Origin of the sequence: Pseudomonas sp. G(2018) (genome assembly GCF_005502415.1) — a bacterium.
GTDB lineage: Bacteria > Pseudomonadota > Gammaproteobacteria > Pseudomonadales > Pseudomonadaceae > Aquipseudomonas.
This window is the reverse complement of record NZ_SCOO01000009.1, coordinates 1-19,401: the sequence shown is the minus strand read 5'-3', so window position 1 is coordinate 19,401 and position 19,401 is coordinate 1. Positions and strand designations below refer to the sequence as shown.

Here is a 19,401-nt window from a genome sequence, read left to right as displayed (position 1 = left end):
CCTTACCTCATTAACGCACGGGGTTGGTTTTGTTCAGCCAGTCAAGCAACGCCTTGTGAAACTCCGCCGGCTCTTCCATCTGTGGTGCGTGGCCCATGCCGGGGAATTCCACCAGGGTCGACTGGGGAATGAGTTTGGCCACTTGCTTGCCCAGAACCTCGTAGTGGCCGATCTTCGCCTTGACCTCCGGTGGGGCGATATCACTGCCGATGGCCGTAGTATCGGACGTACCGATCAGCAACAGCGTCGGCATCTTCAGGTTCTGGAATTCGTAGTACACCGGCTGGGTGAAGATCATGTCGTAGATCAGGGCCGAATTCCACGCGACTTGCGTATGCCCCGGGCCTTTGTTCAGGCCGGCAAGCATGTCCACCCAGCGATCGAATTCCGGCTTCCAGCGCCCGCCGTAATAGGTGTTGCGTTCGTAGTTGCGGATGCCTTCGGCGGTGAGCTTCAGCTCGCGCTCGTACCATTGATCCACCGTGCGATAAGGCACGCCCAGGGCTTTCCAGTCCTCCAGGCCGATAGGGTTGACCAGAGCCAGTTGTTCGACCTGTTCGGGGTATTGCAAGGCATAGCGAGTGGCGAGCATGCCGCCGGTGGAATGGCCGAGCAGGGTGGCTTTCTGAATGCCGAGGGCCTTGAGCAATTGCTGGGTGTTGTTCGCCAGTTGCTGGAAGCTGTATTGATAGTTGTCCGGCTTGCTGGAGGTGCAGAAACCGATCTGGTCAGGGGCAATGACCCGGTAACCGGCGTCGCTCAGGGCCTTGATCGAGGTGTCCCAGGTCGCACCGCAAAAGTTCTTGCCGTGCATCAGCACCACGCTGCGCCCGTTGGCCTTGCCGTGGGCAGCGACGTCCATGTAACCCATCTGCAGGGATTTACCTTGGGACTCGAAGGCGAAATGCTTGACCGTGTAGGGGTATTCGAAACCTTGCAGTTCAGGGCCATATGCCGGGGGCTCGGCGTGAGCGATGACGGGCAGGGCGGCGGTCAGCAGCAGACCGGGTAGCCAGCGGGTGAGGGGCAAACGCATGGGTGAACTCCATAGGAAATCCGCCGATGCTGGATCGGCTTGATTAGGGCGACATTAAACAGGCAATGGCCGCGCCGGTTGGTTCAACCCATCCAGCCCAGAGTGGCCAGGGCCAGCACGCCATAACGGGCACCTTTGGCGAGGGTCACGATCAGCAGGAAGCGCCCCAGCGGTTCGCGCATCACCCCGGCAACCAGGGTCAGCGGATCACCGATCACCGGCAGCCAACTGAGCAACAATGACCAATGACCATAGCGCTGATAATGAATTCGGGCTTTTTCCAGATGGGCAGGGCTGACCGGAAACCAGCGCCGGTCGCGGAAGCGCTCGATGGCACGCCCCAGCCACCAGTTCACCAGCGAGCCGAGGACATTGCCCAGTGTTGCTACCGCCAGCAGTGACCACAACCAATACCGGTCGCTGAGCAACAGGCCGACCAGCAAGGCTTCGGATTGCAGGGGCAGCAGCGTGGCGGCACCGAAGGCCGCCAGAAACAAGCCAATGTAGGCGCTGAAGATCAATGGGCGGGGTAGTCCGCCACGATGACATCCGTGCCGTCCTTTTTCAGGCCGATCACCTGATAGGCATCGCTCATGCCGTCCATTTCCATGCCCGGTGAGCCCATGGGCATGCCGGGTGCGGCCACGCCCAGAAGGTCATCGCGCTTGCTCAGGGCCAATACCTGATCGGCCGGGACATGGCCTTCGACGAATTTGCCGTTGATCAAACCGGTGTGGCACGACGCCAGGCGCGGTGGCACGCCATGCGCTTGCTTGAATTGGCTCATGTTGGCTTCGACATGATCCTCGACCTTGAAGCCGTTGGCCTCCAGGTGACTGATCCATTTCTTGCAGCAGCCGCAATTGGCGTCGCGGTGAACTTCGATCGGAATCAGGTCGGCGGCCTGGGCCAGGGAGGAAATGAACAGGGCGCTCAAGGCAGCCAGACGCAGAGAGGTTCGCATGTCGTGACGGGTCTCGGATTGCGGGCGAAAAAACGCATTCTGACCGGTTTTTCCGGCCACACCTTCAAGGTTTGTTTCGAATTACTACAAGCTGGGCAGCTTCATGATCGTAGACCACAGCTGTCAGGGAGATGAGGGCGAGATTACAGATTTGTCAGTTTCTGTTCGAGGCATCGCCTCTGTGGAAGCGAGCCCGTTCGCGAAAAACGTTCGGGCAACGCGATCATTCGGGTAGCCCGCGTGATCGTTGACGTCCATCGCGAGCAAGCTCAGCTCCTGCAGAAGGTCGGGGTTGTTAGCGATGCGGGTAATAACCCGGTTCGCTCCGGTCATCGTAATGACGGTCATGATGCCAGCCACCGTGGGGGAAGACGATACAGCCGCTCAGGGATAGCAGGGCCAGCAGGGGAATCAGCAGTGTGATTCGACGCAACATTTGAAAATCCTCATGGTTATCGCCGCAATGAAGCCAAAACGCTTCATCGGCTGTAACATGAGACCCTGTTTGCTGCGCCTCATCCCCGGAAAACGGTAGGGGCTTGGCATGCATGCGGATACAAAGCGGATACATTTTTTTCAGTTTCAGGAAATGGCCAATGACCCAGTCGCAACGTTTGAAATATTCCCTTCTGATCGCCCTGGCCGTGCTGGGGATCATGTTTGGCCTGACTTACTTGCAGAACACCGGGGTTATCAGCGAAAAACTGTTCCAGTACATCGCCATTGGCGTGGCGGTGGTTGTGGTGGTCATCAATGGTGTGATGCGGCGCAAGGTCAAGCCCTGAGCCGTCTCCCACAGGTAAGGCGTTATCAGTGGTGCTGCAAAACGGCAGCAGCCCGCGGGTCCAGGCTGTAGCTTTTGTCTTCGTTGAGCACGATCACGCCTTCGCTGCACAGGCGTTTCAACACTTCGCGCACGCTCAGGAAAGACAACGGGATATCCAGCTCCAGCAAGTGACTGTGCACCCCGCGCACACCCAGGCTGCGGTCGTTTTCGGCGGCCGTCAGCAGGGCGTCGATGACTTTGAGACGAATCAGACTGGTTCGCAGGCCAAAGCTTTTGAGCAGGAAGCGAATCCGCTCGTTGCCGTGGCGCTCGGTACGCTGGTCGAAGACTCCGACCCCGATGGAAGTACTCTTTGGTGCGTTGCTACCGTCCGTTGGCAGTTGCGAGTTGTACATTGCAAAAACTCCTTTTCAGAGCCTGATCAGGAAAAATGGGCGCTCTTACCTAACAAGACGTATGAGCCACGCAAATCATGAAGACTTAAATGTAGAAATTTCGTCATCATGGCGTTACCGGTCGGTCAGGTGCCGCAGGATCGCGGTCCTCTCTCCTAAATTTTTGCCGTTTGCTTCGTCCCTGAAAGGATGCGCAGTGCGTGTCAGTACGCAGAACTGTGACCATCGTTTTTCGATCAGGAGCGAGTGTGATTATTTCCAGCCAGTTAACCAGGTTGAGCCTGGCAGGTGTATTTCTGGGGCTGAGTCTTGCGGCAAATGCCCGCAGCCAGCCTGAGCAGGCCAGTGCCGATATCCGCCGGACCAGTTTCGGCGTGCCACATATTCGGGCCGAGAACGAGCGGGGGCTCGGTTACGGAATCGGCTATGCCTATGCTCAGGATAACCTGTGTTTGCTGGCCAATGAGATCGTCACGGTGAACGGTCAACGTTCGCGATTTTTCGGTCCGGATCAGCTCACAGTCGAAGAGCGCGAGAACCGGGTCAGCGATCTGTTTTTCACTTGGCTGAACACGCCCCGGGCCGTTGCCGGGTTTTGGCAGGCGCAACCCCCGGAGGTGCGCGCGCTGGTCGAGGGATATGTGGCCGGTTATAACCGGTCCCTGACAGAGCGTCGGGCCCGGGGGCTACCGCAGCAGTGCCAGGGCGCGTGGGTGAGGGACATCACCGCCGAAGATCTGGTCAAATTGACCCGTCGCCTGCTGGTGGAAGGTGGCGTAGGCCAGTTTGCCGAAGCACTGGCCGGCGCCACGCCACCGGCTGCAGTCGCCAGTTATGCCGGTAAAACCACAGCGTTTCAGCTGGCCGATTCACGCATGCAGCGTTTTGCCCTGGATCGCGGCAGTAACGCTGTGGCCGTAGGTGCCGAGCGCTCCTTCAACGGACGCGGCATGTTGCTGGCCAATCCGCACTTCCCGTGGGTCGGCGGCATGCGCTTTTATCAGATGCACCTGACCATTCCCGGCAAACTGGACGTGATGGGCGCGGCGTTGCCCGGTCTGCCGATGATCAACATCGGTTTCAATCAGCATCTGGCCTGGACCCACACCGTGGATTCGTCCAAGCATTTCACCCTGTACCGCCTGCAACTGGACCCCAAGGATTCGACCCGGTACCTGCTCGACGGCAAATCCCTGCCCATGCAGAAACAGACGCTGACGATCGACGTGAAACAGCCGGATGGTTCGGTCAAGGCGGTTTCCCGTGTGGTCTACAGCTCGCAATTCGGCCCGATTGTGCAGTGGCCTGGAAAACTGGACTGGGACAACCAGTTTGCATACAGCTTGCGTGACGCCAACCTGGATAACGACCGCGTATTGCAGCAGTGGTACGCCATGAATCGTGCCGATAACCTCAAGGAGTTTCAGGATTCGGTACACAAGATCCAGGGTATCCCGTGGGTCAACACCCTGGCGGCGGACGATCTGGGGCAAACGCTGTACATGAACCTGTCGGTGGTGCCGAACGTCAGCGCCGAGAAGCTGGCACAGTGCAGCGATCCGCGCATTGGCCTGCAGATGATCGTCCTCGACGGCTCCAACAGCGCCTGTGCCTGGGACATTGACCCGCAAGCCGCGCAAAAGGGCATTTATGCCTCGGACAAGTTGCCGCAACTGTTGCGCAAGGACTTCGTGCAGCACTCCAACGACTCTGCGTGGATGGCCAACCCGGCGCAGCCGCTGACCGGTTTTTCGCCATTGATCAGCCAGGACAGCCAGCCCTTGGGCTTGCGCTCGCGATTTGCCCTGGATCGCCTGAGTACACTGGCCAAGGCCGGCCCGCTCAAGGCTATGGATCTGCAACACATGGTGATGGATGATCAGGTGTATCAGGCCGCGCAAGTCATGCCGGACCTGCTGCAATTCTGCGCGGCCGATCTGGGCGCCGATGGAAAAAAACTGGCGCCGCTGTGTGCCAGCCTCAAGGCCTGGGACCGCAAGGCGAACCTCGACAGTGGCCTGGGCTTCGTGCATTTCCAAAATGTCATGGAGCCTCTGGAACAGGCCCCGGATGTCTGGCGTGTGGCATTCGATCCAAAAGACCCGGAACACACGCCGCGCGGCTTGGCGGTCGACCGGCCTGAAGTGGCGCAGGCGCTGCGCCAGGCAATGCTGGCGTCGGTCGAACAGGTCAATGCGTCAGGGCTCAAGCCGGACAGCCGTTGGGGTGATATCCAGGTGGTGAGCAGTGGCGGCCGGCAAACACCGATCCACGGTGGGCCGGGGGCGCTGGGGGTTTACAACGCGATTCAGAGCGTGTCCCGCACCGACGGCAAACGCGAAGTCGTCAGCGGCACAAGCTACTTGCAAGTCGTGACCTTCGACGAAAAGGGGCCGCAGGCCCGCGGACTGCTGGCGTTCTCGCTCTCCAGTGATCCGGCGTCGAAACACGCCAATGACCAGACCCTGGCGTTTTCGAAGAAGCAGTTGAGTGTGTTGCCGTTTACCGAGCAGCAGATCACGTCCGATCCGCACTATCAGGCACAGACTATCCGTGAACAGGACGAAAAGGCCGGGAAGGTGGTTGCGCAGTAAAGTGACAGGTGTTTGAACGCTGGATGAAGGCCGCTCCCGGCAAGGGTGGCGGCCTTCAGCTTTTCGGGGTGCGTTGCGGAATAGAGTTGAGGACCGGGTTGCCGTCCTTGTTACGGGTCAGGTAGACAGGCAGCACCTTGGGCAGGGTCGCCACCAGGGTGTCGAGTTCCTTGATGTTGTAGATGCCGCCGATGCGGATCGCACCGGTGCTGTTGTCGGCAACTGCTAAAGGGGTTTCCAGGTAACGATTGATCAGTGGCAGCGCTTCGTTGAGTGCCAGATTGTCGAGGACCAGTTTGCCGCTGCGCCAGGCCAGCGAGTTGTCGTTGTCATAGGTCTGGCTGATCCGCGGAATGAAATCGCCATGGCCATAACTCGCCTGCATCGATGGGCCGAGCCTCAAGCCGTCCCCCGGCAGGTCATCGTTGCTGCTGACCAGCACCGAGCCTTCAATCAGGTTCACTTTCACCTGGTCTTCATACATCCAGACGTTGAACTGGGTCCCGGTGACCCTGATTTTCCCTTCGGCTGCCTTCACGACGAACGGGTGACCGGTGTCGTGGGCGACGCTGAAAAAGGCTTCGCCTTTTTTCAGGGTGACCTGGCGATGGTCCTTGTAGTTGCTGTAGGTCAGCTCGGTGCCCAGGTTCAGTTCGACCTGACTGCCATCCTTCAAAGTGACCTGACGCACATTGTCAGTACTCTCGAAATGCTGGTACGAATCCGGTAGCCAACCGAGGTTCCAGCCGCTGTAAGCCGCCAAAGGCACAGCCAGGGCGCAAACGGCGGCGGCCATGCCAAAGGTGCGCCATGGGGTTTGCGGTTTCACTTGAACCATCGGCACGACGACAGGCTCCGGGCGCGGCAGATCGCCCGCGACTTCCCAGATTTCCAGCATGGCCTCGTACTCGAAGGCGTGCAGCGGATGAGCATCCCGCCACTGCTCGAACGCCAGGCGTTCCTGCGCAGTGCAATCATTGGCGTGCAAGCGCATGCACCAGTGCGCAGCGGCATCGGTGATGGCATCGTATTCGGCTTGTGAGAAAGGGCTGTCGGTCATTGACTCATCCTGATTTGCGCCATTCTAACCTTGAGGGCAGCCTGCGAGAACATCGATCATGGCGATTAAACATCAAAGTGCAGATTTTTTCGCCTGTGTGGGCGCAAAGGCACGCCCATGAGCAGCAGTATGATTAAACAACGTGAAAAAATGATCAAAACGATCCGTAGGAGCGAGCTCTGCTCGCGAAAAACGTCAACAATAACGCAGGGCGCCTGATAACTCGCGTTGCTCCGGCGTACATCGTCGGAACGCCGCCCGGAGCCGAGTTCGCTCCTACAGGGGGCGTTCCGGTACCGGGTCCAATTGTCGGCCTATCTCACAGATCAGCAGCGCTATCGAGTCGGCATTATGCAAAATGATGTTGATTCGATGTTCGGCGTTATGCCTGTTCAAGAAGGCGTCTCTGGCCCGATCTATCGTTGAGCAGCCGGTAATTTTGAGGATGGCGTGGGACTCTTCATAGGCATGCGGCAGTGAGTCGAAGCTGATCCATGACTTGAGACCGTCGCTCCAGCGGGCAAACAATTCCTCCCTCGGTGTGCGCAACGAAAGCGCTTCGCGCTGAAGTTCGACCTGGGATGCTTTCATTGCCCGGCCCTCACCGGTGATGGTCTCCACAAGATCGCTGAATGGACGCCTCGCTTCCACGTAGACAATGTCCACTGCATTTTTTTTCTGATGGGCCTTTTCGTGGATCAACCCGGCAGCCATGGCATGGACGTCGACATCGAAGGGTTCGGTCAACGACGATTTATACCAATCAAGCTGTGGTCGGAAAAAATGCTCCGAGAGGTGCACGCGCCTGTCTGGATCGTTCACATTGACGAACGCGACCACATCGGATGACTGGTATCTACAGGAACCCACAACCAATTGATTGCCATTGAGCATATCGTCCTCGGTATCCACCAACGCCTGACAGACAGGGACGATGGCCTCTTTGATTTTGTCCAGCAAGCTGTTGTCGACTGTGCTGACATCAAAGAACTCTTTAAGAAATGTTTCCAGTCGTGTACCCGGGACCAGCGCTCTGAGCAGCGAAAGGTTATGCAGGCTGTTGAATGCATAATAGCGAGCCATATCGAGGGCACTCACGATCAAGGCGGCCCTATCTGGGTACATGGCCCGAATCTGCGCCATGCCTCGGGCTTCGATGTTCAATATCTGTCGGGCTTCGTGGCTGGCGACGAATCTGTTGTGCATTGTCGACAAGGCTTTTCCGTAGCGGACGGCATGGATGTCCGGATCAATGACCAGCTGCTTGTCGCGGGTGGCCAGCAGAGCAGGACCTTCCTGCTTGTCCTTGATCATCTGCCAGGCCGCCACCCCGTTTTTTTTCACCGGATAAACCTTTCCCGCAACGGGGGCATACTCAAGGGTGCCGGCGGCGTCCTGGTACGTTCCGGTGACACTGTCTTTTTCCAGATCCTTCAATTGGACGGCCGTGGTTTCGAAAGGCTGCAGCATGGTGCGCTGTGGCGAAGTGGATTTCAGCTGCGACCATGTCTGCGCGACCACGTTCGTCGCGACCTGCGAGGTGTCGGGCGGGGTGGGCAATGCTGTTTCGACCTGGGCTTCCAGGGACAATCTGCCCAGTGTCAGCATTTGCACGGTGCCGTCGATGAAATCGCGCAGTGATTGTTTCCAGTGGTGATCCTGCAACCCCTCGGCCGAGTCTTCATAGTCCTTGAAGGCTTGCCACAGAAATTTCCCGTAGGCGAGCTTGCCGGGCAACAAACCGGAAATCAGGTTGATGCCGGCACTGAACAACTGCTTGACCGTTTCCCAGTCCGCGGCCCCATCGGTTTGCGATCGGCTGGCGAGCATCCGTGGCAGCAGGGCGGTGTTGTCGTTGAACAGGTGAGTCAGCAAGTTGCCGCCGATCACGTTGGACCCGAGTGTTATTTCACTCATTTGCCCCGCCGTTGCCTTGAACAGGTTGCGAAATCCCGCGCGCTCATGGTCCGGCAGGCGCCGCAGCAAAAAATCCTGGAGCGGCCCGGGTGTATTGAACGCCGCGACAAGGCTCGAATCGTCGTCAAACTCGGTAAATACCTCACCGCTGTAATAGGGCGCGTATAGGACGTGCGTACCTTTCCGTCCGGTCCCGGGGCTGATCAAATACAGTCCCTGGGCCGCGACAGCACTGGCGCCAGCCGTCTTGATCAGTTGTAGCGGTCGAACGATGGCATGGGCGCCACTGACGGCAGCGCGGGCCACCGCGTCCGGCATATCCAGCACTTGTCGAATCAGGTCAAAGGCGTCGTCGGATAAACGTCGCTGCAACTTCAACGCGTGGGCCTGGTGCAGAAGTTGCCAAGGCACTTGCCGGATAAAACGTTGCCAACGCGGAACCGCCTGAGTGCTGTCAGTCATTAATTTTTCGGTCACCTGTCTGGCGTAGGCGCCCTCAATGTCCAGTGACAGCAACAGTTGCCTGACCGCGGCCTGGTCCAGGTTTGCTGGCAAGAGTCTGGTGGTTTTCGAAGCAACGTTGAAACCCGTGCCTTGGGCCACGTTGACGTGGTTAAGGGCAAACTCGGTCAAGGATTGAGCCGAACCCGCGAGGGCCAGGTTGGGGGTGATCTCGATATCGTCGGGGTTCAGCAATGCATCGGTAAACCGGCTGGCGAGCAGGGTTTTCAACGTTTCATGGACATAGGTTGCCAGTGGTTTTATGCCGTGCAGATAGTCTTTGTCATCGTGAACATTGTTGAGGTATTGCTGGAGCAGTTCGGCATGCAGTTGCTGTTCCTCCACGGGCGCCATGCCCAGCCAGGCGGGAAAGGACTGCTGGAGGGTGATCGCCTGGGCGATCGCAGTGGCTCTTCGCAGATTGGTATCAATGCTGGTTTGCACAAGCCGTTTGAGCATCTCGGTCTGTTTGGCGGTGGTCAGATTCCAGGCATGAACCTGCTCGCAGCGTGCCAGGAAGAGATCGATGCCGGACTGCGCGAGGTGCTGCAAAAGATTGCCCTCGATCAGTCGAAACGAATTGAGCGAGTAGCGCCGGTGGAATCTGTACCGGGCCGGGGAGAGGTTTTCCAGCAGAACCAGGCGCCTGCCGGCGTCGAGCAGGCGCAGATTCAGCTGTTGCCGTGCGCTGCCAACGGTCTCGAAGACTTCCAGCCCCGCCGCCGGCGTCCATAGGATCGCACGCCCGGAATGATGCACATCCAGGCCACCACGCTCGGTCAACAGGACGCAATTGGCCAAGGGCAGAACGTCAGCTTCGCCGGAGCATTCAAGGACCAGTGAAAAAGCATCCGGGTGAAACCCCCAGACGGCCGCGCGGGTTTTACGGTCTGGCTTGTCTGGATTGAAGACTGTATCGACAAGATGCCAATCGGCGTTTCGCAGCTTGCCGGCCAGCTCCCGCAGGCTGGCCTCACCCCGCACGCCGACGGAAAGGGCGTGGGCCAGTCGCGGTTTCATGAGTTCCAGATACGTCCGTTGTTGCGCCAGGGTGTCCACCGGTTGGGCCACAAATTCCGTGAGCAGCGCTGATTCGATCGTATTGAAGGTCTTGACGAATCCCGCCGCCGTGTCTTCAAGTACCATGGACGGCTGAGCGCCGGACAAGACGGGCCGGGTACTCCATCGTTCCTGGGTGTGCAGCGTCGGCAATCGCGCGTTGATCATGGAGCGCATATCCAGTGCCTTGTCGAAAAACGCCTGGATATTCACCGCGCCGTCGCTGTGCCGGAAAACCTCAAAGGCGTATTCCAGGTTTCTCTGCTGTTTGCTGATGATCGCTTCGAAAAGTGCCGCGAATACCGAGCCACTGACGATGTTGCCAGACACCTGTGGTTCATCGAAGCCAATGAAGCGCTGGCGCTCTTCCAGGCTCATGAGGTCATAGAGTTCATCGTCGTGGCCGGCCACCATGGATTTTTTGCGCAGGGTGGCTTTCAGGTGCGAATAATCCTTCAAAACCTCAAACCCGTTGGCGGGGGTGTAAAGAAAGGCATTGGAACTGTCCTGACTGATCATCAGGGAACCCGCGAGTTCCACATAGTTGGGCGGGTACTCCCACAGGCGCACGGTTTCGAGGGTCAGTGAGGAGGACGCTTGCAGGGTCGACTGTATCAGTCGTCGCAAGGCACGGCTTTGCTCCGGGCTGATGACCTCGGCTTCGCGCTTGAGCAGCAGATCTGCCCGCGCCTGTTCGACGACGGCCCGCGAAAAGAATGCCCGGCGCGTGGCGCCGTCGACGCTCGCCTCATTCCAGTAACGTTGCAGTAGCGCGGACAGCTTGCCGACCAGGCCATCGGCCGCGTGTTTGATCGCCGTTTCCCAGCGTTGCTGATCGGCCGCTTGCGCTGACTTTTGCGGATGAGAGAACTCAGTACGCTGCCCGGTCGGCCAGCTCTGATGGCGGTAATACAACAACAGCGCTTCACGCAAGGACAGGGAGTGGTTCCAGCGTCGGAACCTTGTGCTTGGCGAACCCTCGGCGGTGCCGGCTGTTTCGGCGTAAAAATCGACTTGGGTGCGGCGCTGGTCCAGTCCCGGAAAGTCCGCTTTGAGCAGCTCCTCAAGCACGGTGTCGAGCAACGCGTCGAGCGATGGCAACTTTTGCAGTTCGTCGATCATGGCCTGATCGTTATTGCGCAGGTTGCTTTCGATAAGGGTGCGTTGATCGTCGAATATGTCCCCGTCGATCGTCTGGAAGGTGACCTTTATGTCGGTGGCTTCCGTCAGGGTTTTGCGTGCGGACAACGACAGGAACGCCAGCAAGTCATCGTCTTCGTTTGCGCTGTCCAGTCGGCGCTTGAGTTGCCCGGACAGGGACGTGCGGCTGGCGAATTTCCTTATGCCTGCGTACGGCGTGTAGAGAATCTCGCCTTGGTCGCCGGGCGTGGTACTCAACACGAAGCAGCCCGCCAGGGTGACGGACCGCTCGCCCGTGCTGACCAGAATGGTCTCGGCGAGCATCGGAGGGGTCTGTTGGCTGCGTAAAGCATGAGTGGACCATTGCACATGGCGGATCCACTCGAAGTCCTTTTGCGTCAGCCCGTGAATTTCGCCAAGTTCGGTCCATTGATCTTGAGAATGCCGGGCTTGTGGGAAATACAGTGGAGGGTTCGGTGCAGGCATTGTCGAATCTCATGCAGGGCGCAATGTGCAGCGCCGTTGGGTTGAGACTCGAGACTAAAAACCTCAGCCATGCCAAAGGTGGTAGATAGTTAACGCCACGGCAACCGATGTTCATGCAAGCAGGCGCTATCGAAGGGTTGACAGGTCGCTCGCCGCGCGTTGTTAATCGGCGGTCTACCTACGCTGTTGTTCCCTCCAATAATTAGTCTGGAGCTTCAGATGTCTGCACCACTCGATCATGTGTCTGCTGTTGTCTCGCAAAACCTGTCGCTCGCTGAGTTGACGGCATTGCTTGAGAAGATATTCCTGCGTCACGGCACCTCTGCCGATGTCGCCCGGGTGCTGGCTGAAAACTGCGCGGGCGCCGAACGCGATGGTGCCCACAGTCACGGGGTGTTCCGCATGCCCGGTTATGTGTCGACGTTGCAGAGCGGTTGGGTGAACGGCAAGGCCGTTCCGCTGGTCGAGGATGTGGCTTCGGGGTTTGTGCGGGTCGATGCCGGCAACGGCTTTGCGCAACCGGCGCTCGCGGCGGCGCGGGCCTTGTTGGTGGAAAAGGCCCGCTGCGCCGGCATCGCGGTACTCGCTATTCGCAACTCTCACCATTTTGCTGCGCTGTGGCCAGACGTCGAGCCGTTCGCCTATGAAGGGCTGGTGGCGCTCAGTGTGGTCAATAGCATGACCTGTGTGGTGCCCCATGGCGCCGACCGGCCGTTGTTCGGCACCAACCCCATCGCCTTTGCCGCGCCTCGTGCCGATGGCGAGCCGATTGTGTTCGATCTGGCCACCAGCGCCATTGCCCATGGCGATGTGCAGATTGCCGCACGCAAGGGCGAGCGCTTGCCACCGGGCATGGGTGTGGACGGCCTTGGTCAGCCGACCCAGGACCCGAAAGCGATTCTCGAAGGCGGCGCGTTGCTGCCGTTCGGCGGGCACAAGGGCTCGGCGTTGTCGATGATGGTCGAGCTGTTGGCCGCAGCATTGACCGGGGGCAATTTTTCTTTCGAGTTCGACTGGAAAAATCACCCCGGTGCCAAGACGCCGTGGACCGGTCAATTGCTGATCGTCATCGACCCGAGCAAAGCCGCCGGGCAGAGCTTTGCCGAGCGCAGCCAGGAGCTGGTGCGGCAGATGCACGGCGTGGGATTGAAGCGATTACCGGGGGATCGGCGCCATTATCAACGTGCCAAATCGCAGGACAATGGCATTGCGCTGGATGCGCAGACGCTGGCGAATCTGCGGGAACTGGCCGGCATTTGACACAATGTGGGAGCGGGCTTGCCCGCGAAGACGGCGTGTCAGGCAACGATGTGTCGGCTGATGTACCCGATTCGCGGGCAAGCCCGCTCCCACAGGTTTTGTGCATTGACTGAAACCGGTTTTTTTTAGCGAGGTTTACCGGCGGGCCAGCAGCAACCCCACCACCAGACCAAAACCGGCGGAAACCGCCACGGTTTGCCAGGGATGACCGCCGATGTAGGTTTCGGTGGCTTCGACCGCGGGCCGTGTCCGGTTACGCACGCTGGTCACCGAGTCCCGGGCCTGCTGGAGTTTCAGGGCGATTTGCCCTCGCAGTGTCTCCGCTTCCTCACCCACCAGTGAGGCGCTGCTTTTGAGCAGTTTTTCCGACTCTTCGATCAGAGCCTGAAGCTCGCTGAAGGCTTGATCCTTGATTTGGTCTTCGGCGGCTTGGGCGGCGGTTTTGCGGGCCATTGAAGTACTCCTTGCAGGTGAGTGGACAGTGAACAATGGAGTGCGCCGCGATTGGAAAAGTTGCAGCGACTTTGCGCGCAGACTCGATCCGGATGCAAATCCTGCTCAGGACGATTCTTCCTACAGTGTAAGATGTCGCCTATTTTACGCAGCAGGAAATTCCCATGAGCTTCAATCTGGCCGACAAATCCCTTGCCGAGCGCGCTGCGCTTGAAGATGAAAAATCCCGTCTGTTCGAACTCTGGCAAAACAACCTGGGCAAAGCCAAGGGCGAAGCCGCGCGGTTGTTTGGTGAGCGCGCCAAACGCAAAGGCAAATGGGCCGAGTGGGTCCGCGCCGAACTCGACGGCATGTCTCCACCGGAGTTCTCGAACATGGTGCGCAGCGAAGTCAATCGCCTGATGGCCGCCAACAAGTAACGCCTACGTAAAGCTCGCGACAATCGCCTCGCGCACCTTGAACACCACCGGATCGAGCTGGGCACTGGTGCGCCAGCCCAGTTCGATCGGGTAGCGAGGCAACGCAAGGGGGCAGGGCAGCAGTGCCAGTCCGCTGAGCGCCGCGATGCTTTGGGCCGCGTGGGCCGGAATGGTGGCCACCGCCTGACTGCCTTTGAGCAGGTGCGGCAATGCCGCAAAATGGGTGGTCGAGGCACAGACGCGCCGACTCATGCCCAACGCCGCCAGCCCCTCGTCGGTGATGCCGATGAAGCCTCCCGACGACACCAGGATGTGTTCGCGGGCAACGAACTCCTCAAGGCTGATGTTTTGCTGGCCTGCGCCCAGGCTCAGCGCATCCACCAGACACGCGTAACCCCCTTCACCCAACACCTGTCGACTGAGCATGCGTTCGGCAAACCCGCCGGCGGTGATCGCCAGGTCGATGCTGCGCTCCATCAAGGCCTGGGCAACGATCTGGCTGTGGGTCTGGCGAAAGATCAGGCGCAGCTTCGGCGCGCGGCGGGCGACTTCTTCGATCAAAATCCGACCGTAGGCAATCTCGAAATCATCCGACATGCCCACGGTCACGGAGCGTCCGTCGTAATGGCTGGCGCCGGGGTCGACCATGGCCAGGCTCTGGCGGCATTTGTTCAGGGCGTCGCTGACCACCGGCTTGAGTTGATTGGCCTTGAGCGTTGGCGACAGGCCACGACCGGTGCGTACGAACAGTTGATCGCCATACACCTCGCGCAACCGGCGTAACGCCGCGCTGACGGCCGATTGCGTCACGCCCAGGCGCAGTGCGGCGCGGCTGGCGCTGGATTCCTCGTGCAACGCCTCGAAGACTTTGAGCAGGTTGAGATCGATGTTGGTGATATTCATTGGGTTCATATCATTAAGCAGTGAGTGGAGCACTGTTCATGATATGTGGAAGTCACTCGGATAGGGGAACCACCAGGGTAAGCCAGGCGTTCCAGCCCTCCGGCCGGTTCTTCGCATCGAACTCGTAGTAGCCCTTGAGGTTGGTGTACCAGAGTGCTTTACCCACCTTGAAGAAGTGTCCGGCCTGGGGGCCGATAGCACTCACTTTGGACTTGAAATCACCCAACACGGCACCGCTTCCGCTGTCGCCCGTGACCTGATGGAACACGTAGCCGACGAGGCCCAGGTGGGTCTGGTCGGTAATGAAGTGCGAGGCACTCAAATCCAGGTGTGCATCGATACCGTTCTGATAGTCGGTGTCGGTGTTTTCCCAGTTGTAGGTAATGCCCGCTACGGCGGAGAACTCGTTCTTCTTGTCAAACCAGGTGTATCCGCCACCCGCATCCAGAGACGCATGACCCAGGCCAATATTGACCAGCCTGTCCGGGTCGTAGGCACCGACCGGAATATTGCCCATGCTGTAGACCATGAAATTGTGAACGCCCTGGTTCCATTTCAAGGTGCCCAATAAATAGAGATCGCTGGCTCCCTTCAAACTGTCGTCCGTGCCGCCGGAAAAGTTGCGCCCCCGTGGCCCGGTCAGCGTTGCATCGACATTGGCCTCGGAGCGAGCGACCGCGGCGCCCAACGCGATGGCTGCCTGGGCTCCGAGCAATGGTTCGGCAAAGGTATAGGTCGGGAAGGCGAACAACAGGTCTGCTTTGGCATCAAGACCAAAGGTGGTCCGTCCACCGCGTGGAATGCCTTTGTTAGCGTCATCTTCGGCACTGAGGTGATAGTAAATCAGCGGCAGGCTCCAACCGGGTTCGGTAGGCGCCGCGGCCAGCGCACCGAATTGGCCTGGCAGCCAGAAACTGATACCGCCGTCATCGGCCTGGGCAAGGACGGCTGGCAGTAAGGTCGCCAGGCCCAGCAGGTGTCTTTTGGTTTTATTCATCCTGATCCTCGAGTCCAGATCCCACTGTGTTTTGCCGCAGCGATGTAAAGAGTAGCCGGTGTTCAAAGAACCATTTACCAGGTGGCCCGTTTCTCACCGAGTCGTTGATATTCATTTGGTTCATATCATTCAGCAGCAAGTTGGGCTTTATTCATGGTCGGTGGCGATTGAAAATGAGCAACACCAGACGCCAACGGAGCTTCCGCGATGCCCAAGTCAATAGTTGCCGCCCTGCAAATCGGAGCCTTGCCCGGTGGCAAGGCACAGACCCTGGAACAGATCCTGTCCTATGAAAATGCGATGATCGAATCCGGTGCCGCCTTGGTGGTGATGCCCGAGGCGCTGCTCGGTGGCTACCCGAAAGGCGAGGGCTTCGGCACGCAGCTGGGATATCGGTTGCCGGAAGGACGCGAGGCGTTTGCCCGTTATTTTGCCAATGCCATCGACGTACCTGGCGCAGAAACCGAAGCGCTGGCTGGCCTGGCTGCACGTACGGGGGCGAATCTGGTCATCGGCGTCATCGAACGGGCGGGGAGTACGTTGTATTGCACCGCGTTGTACTTCGACCCGCAGGCGGGGTTGGTGGGCAAACATCGCAAGCTGATGCCGACCGGCACGGAGCGGCTGATCTGGGGCAAGGGCGATGGCTCGACCTTGCCGGTGATCGACAGCCAGGTCGGGCGGATCGGCGCGGTGGTGTGCTGGGAAAACATGATGCCGCTGCTACGCACCGCGATGTATGCCAAAGGTGTGGAGGTTTGGTGTGCGCCCACGGTGGACGAGCGGGAGATGTGGCAGGTCAGCATGCGCCATATCGCCCACGAAGGCCGCTGCTTCGTGGTCAGCGCCTGTCAGGTTCAGGACTCGCCGCAGGCCTTGGGTATTGAAGTGGCGAACTGGCCGGCGGATCGACCGTTGATTGCCGGGGGCAGTGTGATCGTAGGTCCCATGGGCGACATCCTGGCCGGGCCATTGCGTGGCCAGGCCGGTTTGCTCACGGCGCAAATCGACACCGATGACTTGATCCGTGCCCGTTACGACTACGACGTGGTCGGGCATTACGCGCGCCCGGATGTGTTTGAGTTGAGCGTGGATGAACGGGCCAGACCCGGCGTGAAATTCACCGCATAACCCCTTGTAGGAGCGAGCTTGCTCGCGAAAAACCTGAGAGCACCGAGGTTATTCAGGTCTCCCGCGTCTTCGTTGACGACCATCGCGAGCGAGCTCGCTCCTACAAAGGGCATTCAGCGTTGTCGCAGCCATTGCTCGCGGGTGATTTCCCAGTTCTCTTTGGCAAATCGCCCGCCGACGAAATCGCCTTCATCGGTGCCGATCAAGCGCATACCGGTGCGCTCCGAGAGTTTGCGCGAGCCAGTGTTCGATGCCGCTTTCGGTACCCGCAGCACGTCTCGTCCCAGGGTTTCGAACCAGTAGGCAGTGACCGCCTCACTGGCTTCGGTCATCAAGCCCTGACCCTGCCACTTTGGAGCAAGCCAGAAGCCTCGGTTGTTGTCCTGTTCGTTCATCAGGCTGATGTTGCCGATCAACTGCCCGGGTGCCGATTTCAGGCGAATCGTCCAGTGCCATTCCTCGCCACGGGCAATTGCCGGCAGGGCATTGTCGCGCAGGTAGGTGAGCGCACCGTCGGCGGGATAGGGCCACGGCACAAGGGCGTTGAGGTAACGCACCACTTCCCAATGCGGGAACTGTTGCTGGATGGCCTCGGCATCGGCCAGCTCCAGCGGGCGCAGGATCAAGCGTTCGGTGTAAAGGGTAGGTGTGGCGTCCATGTTCTTCGCAGCTCCCTGGTTCAGATGTAGCGGTTACCGGCTTGCTACTGTCCACCAATCACATCGTGCCGAACAAGCCCCCGCGTGGACGCGGCGCATGGATGTGCTCTCAGAAGAAGGGGCTGAACCGCCAGTGGCTCAGCCCTCGAGCATTTATCTAACTGTTCAACCTTGCGACAACCGCGGCTGTAGCGGGTTCACCCTTGGCCGGGACATCCGGGTTCTCCATGACCTGCAGGATCGAGGCTTCCGGATCGAAATCGTCCTCTTCCAGCTCGATGAATTCCTCGGGCAGGAAGATATTCAAAAGGATCGCGCACAGCGCACCCACCGTGATCGGCGATTCGAAGATGTTGTGCAACGCTTTGGGCAGCTCGCGCAAGACTTCCGGCACGGCCGCCACACCCAGGCCCATGCCGATGGAAATCGCCACGATCAGCATATTGCGTCGATGCAGGCCCGCTTCGGCGAGGATCTTGATGCCGGCCACGGCCACGGTGCCGAACATCACCAGTTCGGCGCCACCGAGTACCGGTTTGGGCATCAGTTGCAGCACCGCGCCGATCATCGGGAACAGCCCCAGCACCACCAGCAGCCCGGCGATGAAAAACGCCACGTAACGACTGGCTACGCCGGTCAACTGAATCACGCCGTTGTTCTGGGCGAAAGTCACCATCGGCATGCTGTTGAACACGGCGGCCATGGCCGAGTTGAGACCGTCGGCCAACAGCCCGGACTTGATCCGGCGGATGTAGAGCGGGCCTTTGACCGGCTGCCGGGAGATCATCGAGTTGGCGGTCAGGTCGCCGGCCGCTTCGAGTGGCGACACCAGGAAAATCACCGCCACCGGCACGAACGCCACCCAATCGAAGGAGAAACCGTACTTGAACGGCACCGGTACGCTCATCAGCGGTACGGCGGGCAGGCTGGCGAAATCGACGTGGCCCAGGAGCCAGGCGACGACATAGCCGAGGGTCAGGCCGATGACAATCGCCCCCAGGCGCAGGAAGGGTACGTCCACCCGGTTCAACACCACGATGGTCCCGAGTACCAGCGCCGCCAGGCCCAGGTGGCTCGCCGCGCCGAGATCGGGGGCGCCGAAACCGCCGGCAATATCGGTCATGGCGACCTTGATCAGCGACAATCCCATCAGCGTGATGATTGTGCCGGTCACCACCGGGGTGATCAGCATGCGCAATTTGCCGATGAACTGGCTCAACACCACTTCGATGAACGCGGCGAAGAAGCACACGCCGAAGATCGTCGAGAGGATTTCATCGGTGCCGCCACCCCGGGCCTTGACCATGAAACCGGCACTGAGGATCACGCTGATGAACGAGAAACTGGTGCCTTGCAGGCACAGCAGGCCGGAACCGATCGGACCGAAGCGTCGCGCCTGCACGAAAGTGCCCAGGCCCGAGACGAACAGCGCCATGCTGATCAGGTAGGGAATCTCACTTTGCAGGCCCAGGGCGCTACCCATGATCAGCGTCGGCGTGATGATGCCGACGAAACTGGCGAGTACGTGTTGCAGGGCGGCGAACACGGTGGCGGTCAGGTGCGGGCGGTCGTCGAGGCCGTAGATCAGGTCATTGTGGCGTGGGGCAGGGGGTTTTTCAGAGGCGTTCATGGTCCAGGGG

Annotated in this window: 17 protein-coding genes; 5 read left to right on the top strand and 12 right to left on the bottom strand. The window is 59.4% G+C overall.

Going from position 1 to position 19,401, the window contains the following annotated elements:
* Window positions 1-10 precede the first annotated feature (10 nt).
* The 4 genes from FFS64_RS11660 to FFS64_RS31265 all read right to left on the bottom strand — a co-directional run bounded on the left by FFS64_RS11660 (window position 11) and on the right by FFS64_RS31265 (window position 2,436).
* Complete coding sequence (locus FFS64_RS11660; RefSeq protein WP_137805498.1) at window positions 11-1,036, bottom strand: alpha/beta fold hydrolase; 1,026 nt, start codon at window positions 1,034-1,036, stop codon at window positions 11-13.
* A gap of 83 nt (window positions 1,037-1,119) precedes the next feature.
* The gene (locus FFS64_RS11655; protein WP_137805640.1) at window positions 1,120-1,554 is read right to left on the bottom strand and encodes a YqaA family protein; all 435 of its coding nucleotides are present in this window, start codon (window positions 1,552-1,554) and stop codon (window positions 1,120-1,122) included.
* Window positions 1,554-2,000: a DUF411 domain-containing protein gene (locus tag FFS64_RS11650; protein ID WP_137805497.1), complete on the bottom strand. Its 447-nt coding sequence runs from the start codon at window positions 1,998-2,000 to the stop codon at window positions 1,554-1,556. The genes FFS64_RS11655 and FFS64_RS11650 overlap by 1 nt, the downstream gene beginning before the upstream one ends.
* 295 nt (window positions 2,001-2,295) lie before the next feature.
* On the bottom strand, window positions 2,296-2,436 hold the full coding sequence (locus tag FFS64_RS31265; RefSeq protein WP_171017079.1) for a hypothetical protein: 141 nt from the start codon (window positions 2,434-2,436) through the stop codon (window positions 2,296-2,298).
* A gap of 160 nt (window positions 2,437-2,596) precedes the next feature.
* Between FFS64_RS31265 and FFS64_RS11645 the strand changes: the two genes are divergently transcribed.
* The gene (locus FFS64_RS11645; protein ID WP_095194134.1) at window positions 2,597-2,785 is read left to right on the top strand and encodes a hypothetical protein; all 189 of its coding nucleotides are present in this window, start codon (window positions 2,597-2,599) and stop codon (window positions 2,783-2,785) included.
* 25 nt (window positions 2,786-2,810) lie between these two features.
* On the opposite strand, the gene FFS64_RS11640 is transcribed toward FFS64_RS11645, so the two are convergent.
* Complete coding sequence (locus FFS64_RS11640) at window positions 2,811-3,182, bottom strand: fe2+ zn2+ uptake regulation protein (protein ID WP_137805496.1); 372 nt, start codon at window positions 3,180-3,182, stop codon at window positions 2,811-2,813.
* Window positions 3,183-3,430: 248 nt separating this feature from the next.
* On the opposite strand from FFS64_RS11640, the gene FFS64_RS11635 reads away from it, so the two are divergent.
* A complete protein-coding gene (locus tag FFS64_RS11635) occupies window positions 3,431-5,776 on the top strand; it encodes an acylase (protein ID WP_137805495.1) in 2,346 nt (781 codons plus the stop codon).
* A 55-nt stretch (window positions 5,777-5,831) separates the two neighbouring features.
* Here the strand turns inward: FFS64_RS11635 and FFS64_RS11630 are convergent, their stop codons facing one another.
* A complete protein-coding gene (locus FFS64_RS11630) occupies window positions 5,832-6,836 on the bottom strand; it encodes a FecR family protein (RefSeq protein WP_137805494.1) in 1,005 nt (334 codons plus the stop codon).
* A 276-nt stretch (window positions 6,837-7,112) separates the two neighbouring features.
* The gene (locus tag FFS64_RS11625) at window positions 7,113-11,939 is read right to left on the bottom strand and encodes a dermonecrotic toxin domain-containing protein (RefSeq protein WP_137805493.1); all 4,827 of its coding nucleotides are present in this window, start codon (window positions 11,937-11,939) and stop codon (window positions 7,113-7,115) included.
* 219 nt (window positions 11,940-12,158) lie between these two features.
* Here FFS64_RS11625 and FFS64_RS11620 point away from each other — a divergent pair, with 219 nt between their 5' ends.
* On the top strand, window positions 12,159-13,199 hold the full coding sequence (locus tag FFS64_RS11620) for an Ldh family oxidoreductase (RefSeq protein ID WP_137805492.1): 1,041 nt from the start codon (window positions 12,159-12,161) through the stop codon (window positions 13,197-13,199).
* 135 nt (window positions 13,200-13,334) lie between these two features.
* Here FFS64_RS11620 and FFS64_RS11615 read toward each other — a convergent pair whose 3' ends face one another.
* A complete protein-coding gene (locus tag FFS64_RS11615) occupies window positions 13,335-13,652 on the bottom strand; it encodes a YqjD family protein (RefSeq protein WP_137805491.1) in 318 nt (105 codons plus the stop codon).
* A gap of 164 nt (window positions 13,653-13,816) precedes the next feature.
* Between FFS64_RS11615 and FFS64_RS11610 the strand changes: the two genes are divergently transcribed.
* Entirely contained in the window at window positions 13,817-14,071 is a 255-nt protein-coding gene (locus tag FFS64_RS11610; protein WP_077044866.1) for a hypothetical protein, read from the top strand.
* Window positions 14,072-14,074: 3 nt separating this feature from the next.
* Here the strand turns inward: FFS64_RS11610 and FFS64_RS11605 are convergent, their stop codons facing one another.
* Window positions 14,075-14,983: a LysR family transcriptional regulator gene (locus tag FFS64_RS11605; protein ID WP_137805490.1), complete on the bottom strand. Its 909-nt coding sequence runs from the start codon at window positions 14,981-14,983 to the stop codon at window positions 14,075-14,077.
* 43 nt (window positions 14,984-15,026) lie between these two features.
* Window positions 15,027-15,971, bottom strand: coding sequence for a transporter (locus FFS64_RS11600; RefSeq protein ID WP_137805489.1), 945 nt, complete (start codon window positions 15,969-15,971; stop codon window positions 15,027-15,029).
* A gap of 207 nt (window positions 15,972-16,178) precedes the next feature.
* Between FFS64_RS11600 and FFS64_RS11595 the strand changes: the two genes are divergently transcribed.
* The gene (locus FFS64_RS11595) at window positions 16,179-17,102 is read left to right on the top strand and encodes a carbon-nitrogen hydrolase family protein (protein WP_137805488.1); all 924 of its coding nucleotides are present in this window, start codon (window positions 16,179-16,181) and stop codon (window positions 17,100-17,102) included.
* 113 nt (window positions 17,103-17,215) lie between these two features.
* Here FFS64_RS11595 and FFS64_RS11585 read toward each other — a convergent pair whose 3' ends face one another.
* On the bottom strand, window positions 17,216-17,761 hold the full coding sequence (locus FFS64_RS11585; protein ID WP_137805487.1) for a GNAT family N-acetyltransferase: 546 nt from the start codon (window positions 17,759-17,761) through the stop codon (window positions 17,216-17,218).
* 157 nt (window positions 17,762-17,918) lie between these two features.
* Entirely contained in the window at window positions 17,919-19,391 is a 1,473-nt protein-coding gene (locus FFS64_RS11580; protein WP_137805486.1) for a nucleobase:cation symporter-2 family protein, read from the bottom strand.
* Window positions 19,392-19,401 lie beyond the last annotated feature (10 nt).